The organism is Tenacibaculum sp. SDUM215027 (genome assembly GCF_050566205.1).
GTDB lineage: Bacteria > Bacteroidota > Bacteroidia > Flavobacteriales > Flavobacteriaceae > Polaribacter.
Window position 1 is genome coordinate 534,740 of record NZ_JBNXUE010000001.1, and the last position, 14,082, is coordinate 548,821.

General features: G+C 32.9%; 9 protein-coding genes. 2 read left to right on the top strand and 7 right to left on the bottom strand.

From position 1 onward, the window contains the following. Position 1: 1 nt before the first annotated feature. Positions 2-583 (bottom strand): MarC family protein, encoded by a 582-nt coding sequence (locus ACQYZ7_RS02510; protein WP_430728220.1) that lies wholly within the window; start codon positions 581-583, stop codon positions 2-4. Between the two features lie 109 nt (positions 584-692). Between ACQYZ7_RS02510 and ACQYZ7_RS02515 the strand changes: the two genes are divergently transcribed. Continuing rightward, positions 693-1,265: a DUF3109 family protein gene (locus tag ACQYZ7_RS02515; protein ID WP_430728221.1), complete on the top strand. Its 573-nt coding sequence runs from the start codon at positions 693-695 to the stop codon at positions 1,263-1,265. Between the two features lie 97 nt (positions 1,266-1,362). Here ACQYZ7_RS02515 and ACQYZ7_RS02520 read toward each other — a convergent pair whose 3' ends face one another. From ACQYZ7_RS02520 to trxA, 6 genes are all read right to left on the bottom strand, one after another. Next, positions 1,363-2,046 (bottom strand): hypothetical protein, encoded by a 684-nt coding sequence (locus ACQYZ7_RS02520; RefSeq protein ID WP_430728222.1) that lies wholly within the window; start codon positions 2,044-2,046, stop codon positions 1,363-1,365. Then, positions 2,043-5,984, bottom strand: coding sequence for a thrombospondin type 3 repeat-containing protein (locus ACQYZ7_RS02525; protein WP_430728223.1), 3,942 nt, complete (start codon positions 5,982-5,984; stop codon positions 2,043-2,045). The genes ACQYZ7_RS02520 and ACQYZ7_RS02525 overlap by 4 nt, the downstream gene beginning before the upstream one ends. A gap of 114 nt (positions 5,985-6,098) precedes the next feature. Continuing rightward, positions 6,099-7,436: a deoxyguanosinetriphosphate triphosphohydrolase gene (locus ACQYZ7_RS02530; RefSeq protein ID WP_430728864.1), complete on the bottom strand. Its 1,338-nt coding sequence runs from the start codon at positions 7,434-7,436 to the stop codon at positions 6,099-6,101. An 81-nt stretch (positions 7,437-7,517) separates the two neighbouring features. Then, positions 7,518-9,905, bottom strand: a complete 2,388-nt coding sequence (locus ACQYZ7_RS02535) for a ribonucleoside-diphosphate reductase subunit alpha (protein WP_430728865.1) — start codon at positions 9,903-9,905, stop codon at positions 7,518-7,520. Between the two features lie 172 nt (positions 9,906-10,077). Next, entirely contained in the window at positions 10,078-11,049 is a 972-nt protein-coding gene (locus ACQYZ7_RS02540; RefSeq protein ID WP_430728224.1) for a ribonucleotide-diphosphate reductase subunit beta, read from the bottom strand. A 305-nt stretch (positions 11,050-11,354) separates the two neighbouring features. After that, the gene (trxA, locus tag ACQYZ7_RS02545) at positions 11,355-11,714 is read right to left on the bottom strand and encodes a thioredoxin (RefSeq protein ID WP_430728225.1); all 360 of its coding nucleotides are present in this window, start codon (positions 11,712-11,714) and stop codon (positions 11,355-11,357) included. Positions 11,715-11,858: 144 nt separating this feature from the next. Between trxA and ACQYZ7_RS02550 the strand changes: the two genes are divergently transcribed. Beyond that, positions 11,859-14,018, top strand: coding sequence for a prolyl oligopeptidase family serine peptidase (locus ACQYZ7_RS02550; RefSeq protein ID WP_430728226.1), 2,160 nt, complete (start codon positions 11,859-11,861; stop codon positions 14,016-14,018). The last annotated feature ends 64 nt before the right edge of the window (positions 14,019-14,082 follow it).

A 14,082-nucleotide genomic window follows, 5' to 3' on the forward strand; every position in this document is an offset into this window, starting at 1 on the left:
ATTAAGCTATTAACATTTTAAAATTAGCTGCAAATAACTTAACTGCAATAGCTAATAAAATTACACCAAATATTTTTCTAATAATTTTAATTCCGTTCGGTCCAATCACTTTTTCAATTTTTGTAGAAGTTTTTAACACGACATAAATTACAATTACATTTAATAAAACAGCTACAATAATATTCTCAAGGTTAAATTCAGCACGTAATGAAAGTAATGTTGTTAAACTACCTGGACCTGCTATTAATGGGAATGCTAACGGAAAAACAGTTGCACTAATTGCCTCTTCTTCATCGTCTCTATACAGAGTAATTCCTAGTATCATTTCTAATGCTAGAAAAAATAAAATAAAAGCACCTGCTACCGCAAATGAGTGTACATCTATACCTATTAAGTTTAATAGTCGCTGTCCTAAAAACAAAAACAGAATCATAATAAAACCTGCTATTACTGAGGCTTTTTCTGATTGAATGTGTCCTACTTTTTTACGTAAATCAATAATGATAGGAATGTTTCCAACAATATCAATTACCGCAAACAATACCATAAAGGCTGTAAAGATTTCTTTGAAGTTAAAGTCCATAGTTGATATATTTTCGCGTGCAAAATTATATAAGTAATGTTACAATCTAGTATTTTTGCATTTAAATTTACGAGAAGTTAATACAAACTTCCAATTTTAAACACAAATTATGTTTCAATTAGGAAAAACAATAGTTTCAGAAGACCTTATAGAAAAAGAGTTTGTCTGTAACTTATCTGCATGCAAAGGAGCTTGTTGTATAGATGGTGATGCAGGTGCACCCCTTGAAAAAGAGGAAACAACAATTTTAGAGGAAATTTACCCTAAGATAAAACCGTTTTTACGAAAAGAAGGAATTGAAGCAATTGAAAAACAAGGTACTTGGGTTACTAGTGATTTTGGTGAACTAGAAACACCATTAATTAATGATGCTGATTGTGCCTATGTTATTTTTGATGATAAAGGCACTGCCTTATGTGCCATTGAAGAAGCATATAACCAAGGTATTGTTGATTGGAAAAAGCCTGTTTCTTGTCATTTGTACCCTGTTCGTGTAAAAGATTATAGTGAGTTTGCGGCTGTAAACTACCACAAATGGGAAATTTGTGATGATGCTTGTTCTTTAGGGAAAGAATTACAGGTACCAGTTTATAAATTCGTAAAACAAGCTTTAATAAGAAAATTTGGGCAAAATTGGTATGATGAGCTTGAAAAGGTTGCTGAAAAGCATTTAAAAAAGTAATCTTTATTTAATAATTAAATGTTATATAGATATAGAACAAACAAAAAAGGCAGCTTTAAAAGCTGCCTTTTTTGTTTAGTTATAATTAACTTATTTCTTAGTTTACAGTAAAACTCCAAACTTGTCCGATAGACTTTGCGCCAGCGCTATCGATTGTATTCACTTTCCAATAATACGTTTTTCCTGTTTCTACAGATACCTCTTGGCTTTCAACTTCTAAATTAGTTGCTTTTTCAACAAGATCGGTATCTTCTCCAAAATATAAATCGTACTTTAAAGTATCTTCTGTGTTAGAGTCTGCTCCTTTCCATTGTAACTTTATAGTTGTTCCAGAAACAGTTCCTTCATCTGTAGGTTTTACTAACTCTGCTGTAAATGGAGCTGTATTCGTTTCTCCTTCACTTTTTGTATAAAAAGCAAATATAGGTGAAGGTTCTCCTTCTTTTCCTTTATTATCAACTGCAGTAACCTTCCAATAATAAGCCACCCCTTTTTCTAGAGTAATTGAAACTTGAGATGTGCCTACTGTTTTCGTTTTTGGTTCATTTGTTAGCTCTCTATTTTTAGCTATAACTACTTTATAGCTAATGTTGTCTTTATTAGGGTCTGTAGCATCACTCCAATCAAAATCAATGCTATTATCAACACACAATAAGTTTTGTGTAGGATATACTAGATTTACCGTAGTGGGAGCTTCATTTACAGGTTCTTTACTTCCACCTCCACAAGCAACGAGCAACGGAACTGAAAATAATGCTATCTTTTTTACTACTTTTCTCATTGTTTTAGAACTTTAAATGTATTTGTGTTATCAATTCCAACTTTAAGTATATAAATTCCTGACTTGAAGTTATTAAATGGAATTGACAACTCGTTACCTTGTTTTTCTATATTCTCTTTTAATATAAGTTTACCTGTTATATCGTATACCTTAACATTGATTTTTGATGCTGCATTGCTAGGTAATAACAAATCAATAGTATCAGAAACAGGGTTTTTCTTTAAGAAAATATTATCAATTATTGTTTCGAATTTTCCTTCACATGCTTTTGCTGTTTTCACTTCTAAAACCCCACTTTTTTGAACATCAATATTAAACGTTGATGTATTAAAAGTATCAACTAAACTTCCATTTAAATACACTGAGTATGGAGCTGTACCAGATGTTACATTAACTGTATAATCCTTAGATTCTTCATTTTTAGCTAACTTTAATGATACTGGATTAGATGCTTGAATATTTACTTCAAAACACTGAATATAATCATCTCTATCATTTACTTTCACACATACTTCATACTTCTCTGGTGATAAGTTAGAAAACGTTACTGATGATGCTGTTAACTGCTCTGTTAAATCTGTTGAAGTTCCTTTTACAGTTACAGTATAACTCACAAAAGTTTGTTTAACTTTTACTATTATTTTTCCGTCATTTTCATCTGCACAAGTTTCTGATATTGTTTCTACAGAAATATTATCTGGATTTTTATAGCTCGTATCACACACATCACCTACTCCATCATTATTTCCATCTTTTTGATCTGGGTTTTTAGTAGTCAAACAGTTATCTACGTTATCCATAACCCCATCTCCATCAGTATCTTGACAAGCATCTCCTATTTTATTTCCATCTGCGTCTGCCTGATCTGGGTTGGCTGTTGTTGGGCAATTATCGTTAATATCTAAAATACCATCTCCATCGGTATCTTGACAAACATCTCCTATTCCATTATTATCAGTATCTGCTTGATCTGGATTTGCTGTATTAGGACAGTTGTCAACTCCGTTCAACACACCATCTCCGTCAGCATCTCCATTAGGATCAAAAGTGAATTTTCCTGAGAAAATACCTCTACCATAGGTTGCAGCAAAAACCGTATTATCATTTCGTAAATCTAAATCTAAAACAGGTACATTGCTCATCCCATTATAAGACTGCGACCAATTGGGTGAAACTTCATTAAAGTTTTTAGTTTTCCAAACCCCTAAATCGGTTCCAATAATAACTTCATTAGTGCTTAATGGGTTTTGTAATATTGCTTTTACAGGAATATCTGGTAAATCTCCCTCTTTACTAGTCCAAGTAGTACCTCCATCATTTGAATACCAAATGTTTTTAACTCCATAATTATGCATGGTTACCAAAATTTGATTTTCGTTTTCTCCAAATTCAATATCAGAAACAGATCCTATAAACTCTGATCCTGTAATTTCAGTCCATGTTGCACTATCTGTATTTGCTTCTTCTACCTTTAATAGTTTCCCGTTTTTTAAACCGATAAATAACTTACTTGATGCTTTAGTGTGTGGAGAAACTTTTAATGCCGATGGTTCTGCATTCATTAAAGAATGAGATAAAGCTTGTTTTTCTACTGTTGAAGATAAAATATTTGAATACCTCTTAACAACGTAGTTTGTTCCTGATGAGTAATTTGAATATAGAATGTTTAGGTTTGAATCTAACTCTTCTTGATTAATGAAATCTCCATTACGAGCATCTTCATCATTAATCGTTATTACTTTATCAGTTTTGTAGTTATATAGTATTATACTTTGGTTGTAAACATAGTTCGCTATGAAATACTTATCAGTTCCATCTGTGTCAAAAAAACTAGCAGCACCATCACCTCCAGATGCTCTTATTGAACTATTAATTCCTTCCAAAGCTTCTTGAACTAACTGGGTTCCATTATCTTGTGCTCCTGCTAAGAAATATTCTTTTCCATCAAATGCTGTTGTTGGTGCTACTCCTAGGGTATAAAACTGTAATGTATTGTAATTGTTGTTTCTAGCATCTATTGTAGAACCTGAGTTATTAGAATAGTACACACCCCCATCATTACCAAACACCATTCTACTAGAAGAAGCAAATGCCAAACCATGATGATCAGCATGTACCAAAGAAACTCCTAGTGAGGATAATAAATTGTTATTTGACCACTTTGAAATTTGTTGCCAATTATCTCCTCCATTAGTAGACTTAAATAAATCTATTCCTCCAACATATAGTGTATTTTCATCATTTGGATCTACCTTTATTAACAAGTCATAAAAAGCTTGTCCTCTGGTAAAATCATTCGCTTCTATATCAGTATCCGCATCATTTGGTAATGCTGTTTCATTAACTGTAGTAAAGCTATCTTTCGTTTTTAAAATTTTTACTGGTGCTTCAGAATCATTAACTTCTGCTAACACATATAACGTTCCTGCATTGGAAGGTGATGCTGCAATTTCCGTTCTAAGTCCATTTTCAATGGAGTGAACTAAGTTAAAATTCTCTCCATCAGTCGATTTTAAAATAGCTCCGCCTCCATCTCCAAAAGTAAAGCTTCTTGTGGTACTTAGATAAATAGAGTTATCAGAGGCAATTTCTAAGTTATTTGGTTCATAAGGGTTTCCTCCTGATGTCTTTGGAAGGTTTATTTTAGTAAAATCCGTACCATTAATTGATTTATAAACACCAATGCTATCTCCTCCTAATGAAATACCCCCTGTATATCCTGCTTCTCCTGCCGCAACGTAAACTTCTGAAACTCCAGAGTTATTTCTTATTACAATATCGTTTATGTGCTGTATTCCTGGAACTATAGTAGAATTCGTAGCATCTTCTTTTAATTTTGTTAACGTCCCATTTACAGAACCTGTAGATAACTTCGTTATTATAGCATCACCTATTTCTTGGTTTATCATTACTGCCGGAATAGTTACTGATTCCGACCCATCACCTGCTGCCATGTTAAAAGGAGCTGTGTTTTCATTATTTACTATAATTACAGCAACTGCTCCTGCATCTTGAGCATTTTTGGCTTTTACTGAGAAATTACAAGTTCCTCTTCTAATAACTGCTATTTTTCCATTTAATTCAGCTGCATTTGTAATAGCATCACAACCATCTTCTGTTGGAACTGTACTATCTACTACTAAAACTAAATCTTTTGTAATAGGTGTTGTAATATCACCTCCAAAAGCAGTTGTTAATACTGAGATATAATCTCCTCCTATTTCGGCAGGTGAATTAACTGTTAATTTAGAATTTGTATCTAGAAAGGTTTCTCCTGTAACCCCTCCTAATACTTTGTTCCACGTGTTTCCTCCATCAGTAGATTTCCATAAACCATCTCCATTTACGTCTCCATTTACATATGATTCTCCAGTTCCTACATAAAAAATTTTAGAATTATTAGGATCAACAGCAATACATGACACTGCTAAATTTTCAGGGATTCCTACACGAACCCATTTAGTATCGGGGTTTGAAATATTCGTGTTCTTCCATAATCCACCACTAACTCCTCCTGTAAAAACAGTTTCATTCGTAGCATCATTTGGATCGAATAAAAGTGCACGTGTTCTTCCTCCAACATTATCTGGTCCTCTTTCTACCCAAGCATTATCGGTATCACCAGGTACTTTTCGTCCAATTCTTCGTTTACTTAACTCCTCTTGAAGTCTGTAAACATTTTCTTTGTGTGTTCTTCCTGTACTAGGGTTAATTTCACCCAAATATTTCTGTTCAAAATAAGCATTAGGAGGTAGCCCTTGTGCTTTTCTTTTCTTCTTAGGTAGGTTTCCCGTTTTTTGAAAAGGATGTTCTTGTAAATTTTTTGCATGCTGTTTTCTTAGTTTGTCAATCTCTGTTTCATTATTAACTGAAACTTTAAAAACAACACTACATATAGCTAAAATTAAAAAGCTAAAAAAAAGTATTTTTTTATTCATAATAAAGTAGTTGATGAATATTATAACAGATAATTTCTATTTTACCCTAATTATTTTATCAATAATACACCAAACACCTATTTTTTAAACAAAAAACTAACTATTTAACACTTTCTAACTAATATTTCCCATTATTTTTCTATGCAAACGAATAGCATACCCATCAGATAAGCCAGCAACATAACTAGAAACCTGCATGATTCTATCATATAAACTTTCTTTATTCTGTTGATATTCTTGTGGAATTAAATTCAGTACTAATTTATCATAGTTAGATTGTTTACTGTCAAACTTATTATTTAAAGCCGTTACAAACACATCCAGTAAATCAGCTATAATTTTATATCCTGCAACCTCTTTCTCAACAACTTCTTTACTTCTGTAAATCTTATCAACACTTATTTTAATAATGTCATTAATCTGTGCTTCATATTTACACTTGTCTAATAATCCTTTATCAAATGTGCCGTTTAAAATAGCTTCTTCATTATCTAAAAAGATAGCTACTGCTTCGTTAATTAACACTCCTATTGCTAAAGCTCGTAGATAACTTACACGGTCTTTTGTATGCTGTAATGAATGATATTTTTTACTATCAATGGTATCTTTTACTAACTTAATCATATACTCTAAAGCATAATCTTCTTCAATTAACCCTAGATTAATACCATCTTCAAAATCAATGATAGTATAACAAATATCGTCAGCTGCTTCAACTAAGTAAGCTAACGGATGGCGATAGTAAGAAACTCCTTCAGATTCTTTTTTCAATAACCCTAAATCTTGCACTACATCTAAAAAAGCTTCTTTTTCTGATTGAAAAAAGCCGTATTTTTTATCTACTATGTGGTTGGTTGGTTTCTTTGGCAAACTCTCTTTAGGATACTTTAAAAAAGCTCCTAGGGTTGCATACGACAAACGTAAACCTCCCTGAATTCCATCTCTATTTTCTGTAAGGATTTTAAATCCGTTGGCGTTTCCTTCAAAATCTATTAAATCTTGGTATTCTGAATCAGTTAATTGATTTTTATACTGAAGTCCTTTTCCTGTTTTAAAGTATTCTCCAATGGCTTTTTCTCCTGAATGTCCGAATGGGGGATTTCCTATATCATGCATTACAGATGCCCCTGCAACAATGGCACCAAAATCATTGAAGGTATACCCTAATTCTTTTAAGTCTGAATGACGCTCCAACAGCTCCTTACCTACTCTACGTCCCAACGTACGTCCTACAACCGACACTTCTAAACTATGCGTTAAACGTGTATGAACAAAATCAGTTTTTGATAATGGAATTACCTGTGTTTTATCTTGTAAGCTACGAAAAGCCGACGAAAATATAATTCTATCAAAATCTACCTCAAAACCTAAACGAGTTTCGTCTTGTTTTGCACGCTCACGTTTTTGGGTATCACCAAAACGTTTTAAAGAAAGGAGTTGTTCCCAATTCATCATTAGAGTAAAGTTTTTTCGAAAATACTAAAAAAGAGAAGCCTTTCAACTTCTCTTTATCACTTTTAATTTACTTTTGGCTTAAGATCCACACATTAAACAATCGTCTGGTCCTTCAGCATTTTTAGAAGCTTCTACCATAGCCTTAAATTCTTCTGGGCTCATTGGTTTTTCCTCTTCTTTCTTTTCTATATTTAATGTGAATTGCTTCGCATTTACTGCAGATTTTGTACGTAAGTAGTACATTCCTGTTTTTAATCCAGACTTCCAAGCATAGAAATGCATAGAAGTTAACTTCGCATAATCAGGATCTTGCATGAATAAGTTCAACGATTGAGATTGATCGATAAAATATCCTCTATGGCGCGCCATGTCGATAATATCTTTCATACTCATTTCCCAAACTGTTTTGTATAAATCTTTTAATTCTTGTGGAATAGCTTCAATATGTTGGATAGATCCATTTGCACGCATGATATCTTCTTTCATATTGTTATCCCATAAATCTAACTCAACTAAATCTTCTAATAAGTGCTTATTCACAACGATAAACTCTCCTGATAATACTCTACGTGTGTAAATATTAGAAGTATATGGTTCAAAAGCTTCATTGTTTCCTAAGATTTGAGATGTAGATGCTGTAGGCATTGGTGCTACTAACAATGAATTACGAACTCCGTGTTTTTTCACCTCTTTACGTAACTTCGACCAATCCCAACGACCACTTAATTCTTCATCTTTAATTCCCCACATATTGTGTTGGAACTCTCCTTGTGACATTGGTGATCCTTCGTAGGTTGAATATGCTCCCTTGTCTTTTGCTACTTCCATCGATGAGGTTACTGATGCAAAATATAAGGTTTCAAAAATTTCTTGATTTAACTTCTTCGCTTCTTCTGAAGTGAATGGTAAACGCAACATAATAAAAGCATCTGCTAATCCTTGAATCCCTAATCCTACTGGACGGTGACGATAGTTAGAGTTTTCTGCTTCTTTTACAGGGTAATAGTTACGATCAATTACTGTATCTAAGTTTCTAATAACCTTTTTAGTTACTTTAAATAACTTTTTATGGTCAAAAAACTTATTTCCATTTTCATCTTCAGCAACAAACATTGGTATTGCTATAGAGGCTAAGTTACATACTGCTACTTCATCATCAGCAGTATACTCCATAATCTCTGTACACAAGTTTGAAGAACGGATTGTTCCTAAGTTCTTTTGATTTGACTTACGGTTTGCTGCATCTTTATATAACATGTACGGAGTACCTGTTTCTATTTGTGATTCTAAGATTTTTTCCCATAAATCACGTGCTTTAATGGTTTTTCTTCCTTTACCAGCTGCTTCGTAACTTGTATACAAACGTTCAAATTCTTCACCATACGTGTCATATAAATGAGGGCACTCGTGTGGACACATTAACGTCCAGTCAGCATCTTCTTGTACACGTTTCATAAATAAGTCTGAAATCCACATAGCATAGAATAAATCACGTGCACGCATTTCTTCTTTACCATGGTTTTTCTTTAAGTCCAAGAAATCATAAATATCAGCATGCCAAGGTTCTAAATACATTGCGAAAGAACCTTTACGTTTTCCTCCTCCTTGATCTACATAACGTGCTGTATCGTTAAATACACGTAGCATAGGTACAATTCCGTTTGAAGTTCCATTAGTACCTGCAATATAACTTCCTGTAGCACGGATATTGTGAATAGATAAACCTATACCTCCTGCTGATTGTGATATTTTTGCTGTTTGTTTTAACGTATCATAAATCCCATCAATACTATCATCCTGCATTTGTAGTAAGAAACAAGATGACATTTGTGGTTTTGGTGTACCTGAGTTGAATAACGTTGGTGTTGCATGAGTAAAGTATTTTTTACTCATTAATTCGTATGTAGCAATTGCTTCGTCGATATCTTCTTTATGAATCCCTATAGCAACACGCATTAACATTTGTTGTGGACGTTCAACAATGTTTCCGTTTAGCTTTAATAAATAAGAGCGTTCTAATGTTTTAAAACCAAAATAATCGTAGTTAAAATCACGACTGTAGATAATTGTCGAGTCTAATTTATCGGCATTATCCATAATAATTTTATACACATCATCTGATAATAAAGGAGCTTTGTTTCCTGTACGTGGATTGATGTATTCGTATAAATCGGTCATAGTATCCGAAAACGATTTTTTGGTGTTCTTATGTAAGTTAGATACGGCAATTCTCGCTGCTAATTTCGCATAATCAGGATGTGCAGTTGTCATTGTAGCAGCAATTTCTGCCGCTAAATTATCTAATTCAGAAGTAGTTACCCCATCATACAGCCCTTCAATAACACGCATTGCTACTTTTACTGGATCAACAATCTTGTTTAATCCATAACACATTTTTCTAACCCTTGCTGTGATTTTATCGAACATCACAGGCTCTTTTCTGCCGTCTCTTTTTACTACATACATATTGATATTGGTTTTTTGGTTAATAGCGTCGTCAAAACATAGTTGTTTAGACAACATGTAAAATGTTAATACTAGTTTGTTTCTTTTTGAAACGATTATAACGCTAAAGCACTGGAAAAAGTGCTCTAGCTGAGTAATACTGCATGTAGGGGAAATAGCAGCTTATTGGTTCCTAAAAATCTGCATCAAAGCTGATGCTTCCTGTACCACCAGATTTTACTCCGGCTTTTTGGTACTCTGATACTCTTTTTTCAAAAAAGTTAGTTTTTCCTTCCAATGAAATCATTTCCATGAAATCAAATGGATTGGTAGACTCATACTCTTTTTCACATCCGAATTCTAAAAGTAGTCTATCGGTAACATACTCTAAATATTGTGTCATTAGCGTAGCATTCATACCTATTAAACTCACAGGTAAAGACTCTGTAATAAACTCTCTTTCAATATTTAAAGCAGAAATAATAATTTCTTTAATTCTTTCTTTTGGCACTTTATTTACTAAGTGATTGTTGTGTAAGTGTACAGCAAAATCACAGTGCATACCCTCATCACGAGAAATTAACTCGTTTGAGAATGTTAACCCAGGTAATAACCCACGCTTCTTTAACCAGAAAATTGAACAAAATGATCCTGAAAAGAAAATTCCTTCAACTGCTGCAAAAGCAATTAAACGCTCAGCAAATGAATCAGATTCAATCCATTTTAATGCCCAGTCTGCTTTCTTTTTTATGGCAGGAAAAACATCAATTGCTTTAAACAACTTGTCTTTCTCTTCTTCATCCTTAATATATGTATCAATTAATAATGAATAGGTTTCAGAATGAATATTCTCCATCATGATTTGAAAACCATAAAAGAACTTTGCTTCTGAATATTGAACTTCATTTACAAAGTTTTCTGCTAAGTTTTCGTTTACAATTCCGTCAGACGCTGCAAAAAATGCTAAAACATGCTTAATAAAGTAACGCTCATCGTCTGTTAATTTAGAATTCCAGTCTATTAAGTCTGAATGTAAATCAATTTCTTCTGCAGTCCAAAAACAAGCTTGTTGCTTTTTATACCATTCCCATAAGTCGTTATGTTGAATTGGAAAAATTACAAATCTGTCTTTATTTTCTTGTAAAATTGGTTCAATCGATGCCATGCTTTTTAAGCTCTTTTTAGTGTGTTATTTTTTATTCCCTGAGATAGAAACAAAGATTGGAAAAATTGCTAAATTCTGAAAGCTATACTTATTCACAAATCCCTTGAAGTTTTTAACAAATTACTTTTCCTTCTTCAATTTACAACATTTTTATGTTTTTACAAAAACTTAAAAATCAATACTTTAAAATTTAAAAAAACGCTTGATAAGTGATACTCACTGAGTTTCTTATTTTGTGTTTTTACACAAAAAAAGTGACACAAAATGTGTCACTTTTTAAACTCTTATATTCTTCTTTTTTAAGGTTATTTATTAACCTTTAAAACATCTTCAATTATTTGTTCAATTTGTTTTTTTGGTAACGCACCATGAGCCATTTGAGGATCCTCGTTAGCAGGACAAAATAACATAGAAGGAATGCTTCTTATTCCAAAAGCAGCAGATAATTCTTGTTCTGCTTCTGTATCAATTTTATAAATATTAATTTTTCCTTCGTACTCTGCGCTTAAATCTTCCAAAACAGGGGCAAGTGCTTTACATGGTCCGCACCAATCAGCATAAAAATCAATTACAGCAGGTAGTTCTCCTTCAAATTTCCATTCTTTGTTTTCTTCATAGTTAAAAACCTTTTTTAAAAAAGCTTCTTTGTTTAAATTTTCAGTCATGTTTATTTAAATATTGTAATTAGGTAAAGGTAGTCGTTTTTATTTCAATAGGTTTACAAGGCTGTTTTTGTTAAAATCGTCTTAAAATCAACAGCTATGATTGTTTTTCTTCTAACTTTGATCAAATTAACCAATTTTTTAATCATGAGAAAAATCCTTCTTCCCATTATTTGTGCAGGAACAATTTTAGTTTCTTGTAAAGAAGAAAAGCAACCTAAAAACAATATTAGTGTGAACTATCCAGAAACAGCTAAAAAACCTGTTGTAGATGAATATTTTGATACTAAAGTAACCGATAACTATCGTTGGTTAGAAGACGATAGAAGTGACGAAACTGAAGCTTGGGTAAAAGCAGAAAATGAAGTTACTTTCGATTACTTAGACAAAATTCCATATCGCGAGCAATTAAAAACCCGTTTATCTGAGTTATGGAACTACGAAAAAGTAGGGACTCCATTTAAAGAAGGTGATTATACTTATTTTTATAAAAACAACGGACTACAAAACCAATATGTTTTATATAGAAAAGATAAAGATGGTAAAGAAGAGGTTTTCTTAGACCCTAATACTTTTGCTGAAGATGGAACAACATCATTAGGTTCTGTAAGTTTTACCAAAGATGGAAAAACTGTAGCCTACGCAATTTCTGAAGGAGGTAGTGATTGGAGAAAGGTTATTGTTATGGACGCAGAGACTAAACAAATCAAAGAAGATACTTTAGTAGATGTAAAGTTTTCTGGAATTGCTTGGAAAGGAAACGAAGGTTTTTACTACTCTAGTTATGATAAACCTAAAGGAAGTGAATTATCTGCAAAAACAGATCAACACAAACTATACTTTCATAAATTAGGAACCCCACAAAGTTCTGATGAGGTTATTTTTGGGGCTACTCCAGAAGAAAAACACCGTTATGTTGGTGGATATTTAACTGAAGATAATAAATACTTATTAGTATCTGCTTCTACCTCAACTTCTGGAAACAAGTTATTCATTAAAGATTTAACCAACCCAAATAGCAAATTAACACCTATCATTGACAATTTTGATAGCGATACTGGTGTAATTGATAGCAGAGATAGTAAATTATACTTAGTAACCAACTTAAACGCGCCTAACAAAAGAATTGTTACCGTAGACGCTGCAAACCCAACACCAGAAAACTGGGTAGATTTTATTCCTGAAACAGAAAATGTACTATCTCCATCAACAGGAGCTGGATATTTCTTTGCAAAGTATATGGTAGATGCTGTTTCAAAAGTAGTACAATATGATTTCGACGGAAAATTAATCCGTGAAGTAAAGTTACCAGGAGTAGGAACTGCTGGTGGTTTCGGTGGAAAAACTGACGCTAAAGAATTATATTTCTCTTTTACCAACTACAACACCCCAGGTTCTTCATACAAGTTCAATCCAGAAGATGGAACCTATGAATTATACTGGAAACCTGCTATTTCATTCAACTCAGATGATTATGAAAGCAAGCAAGTATTTTACACTTCAAAAGACGGAACTAAAGTTCCTATGATTATCACTTATAAAAAAGGTTTAGAATTAAACGGTAAAAATCCAACTATTTTATATGGTTACGGTGGATTCAATGTAAGTTTAACACCTAGCTTTAGTATTGCCAATGCAGTTTGGATGGAACAAGGTGGTGTGTATGCTGTACCTAACCTACGTGGTGGTGGTGAATATGGTAAAAAATGGCACAATGCAGGTACACAATTAAAAAAACAAAATGTTTTTGACGATTTTATTGCTGCTGCTGAATATTTAATCAAAGAAAACTATACTTCGTCTGATTATTTAGCTATTAGAGGAGGTTCTAACGGTGGTTTATTAGTAGGTGCTACAATGACTCAACGTCCAGATTTAATGAAAGTAGCTTTACCAGCTGTTGGAGTATTAGATATGTTACGTTACCACACCTTTACAGCAGGTGCTGGTTGGGCATACGACTACGGAACTTCAGAGCAAAATAAAGAAATGTTTGAATACTTAAAAGAGTACTCACCTGTACATAACGTAAAAGAAGGTACTCACTATCCTGCAACCATGGTAACAACAGGAGATCATGATGATCGTGTAGTGCCGGCTCACAGTTTTAAGTTTGCTGCTGAACTGCAAGATAAACAACAAGGAAACAACCCTGTTTTAATTAGAATTGAAACAAATGCAGGTCATGGAGCAGGAACTCCTGTAGCAAAAACTATTGAACAATACTCTGATATTTTTGGTTTCACGTTGTTTAATATGGGGTTTGAAACATTACCTAATGCACCAAAATCAAAAATAAAAAGTTAAAAACTGTAACATTTTTATAAAAATACACTCTTATTTAGAGTAAATTTACTACCTCGAGGCAAAA

What these genes read in the sequence shown, in the direction of transcription:
- ACQYZ7_RS02515 (WP_430728221.1), top strand. Translation starts at nt 693, where the DNA reads ATGTTTCAATTAGGAAAAACAATAGTTTCAGAAGACCTTATAGAAAAA.
- ACQYZ7_RS02530 (WP_430728864.1), bottom strand. Translation starts at nt 7,436, where the DNA reads ATGAATTGGGAACAACTCCTTTCTTTAAAACGTTTTGGTGATACCCAA.
- ACQYZ7_RS02520 (WP_430728222.1), bottom strand. Translation starts at nt 2,046, where the DNA reads ATGAGAAAAGTAGTAAAAAAGATAGCATTATTTTCAGTTCCGTTGCTC.
- ACQYZ7_RS02510 (WP_430728220.1), bottom strand. Translation starts at nt 583, where the DNA reads ATGGACTTTAACTTCAAAGAAATCTTTACAGCCTTTATGGTATTGTTT.
- ACQYZ7_RS02535 (WP_430728865.1), bottom strand. Translation starts at nt 9,905, where the DNA reads ATGTATGTAGTAAAAAGAGACGGCAGAAAAGAGCCTGTGATGTTCGAT.
- trxA (WP_430728225.1), bottom strand. Translation starts at nt 11,714, where the DNA reads ATGACTGAAAATTTAAACAAAGAAGCTTTTTTAAAAAAGGTTTTTAAC.
- ACQYZ7_RS02540 (WP_430728224.1), bottom strand. Translation starts at nt 11,049, where the DNA reads ATGGCATCGATTGAACCAATTTTACAAGAAAATAAAGACAGATTTGTA.
- ACQYZ7_RS02525 (WP_430728223.1), bottom strand. Translation starts at nt 5,984, where the DNA reads ATGAATAAAAAAATACTTTTTTTTAGCTTTTTAATTTTAGCTATATGT.
- ACQYZ7_RS02550 (WP_430728226.1), top strand. Translation starts at nt 11,859, where the DNA reads ATGAGAAAAATCCTTCTTCCCATTATTTGTGCAGGAACAATTTTAGTT.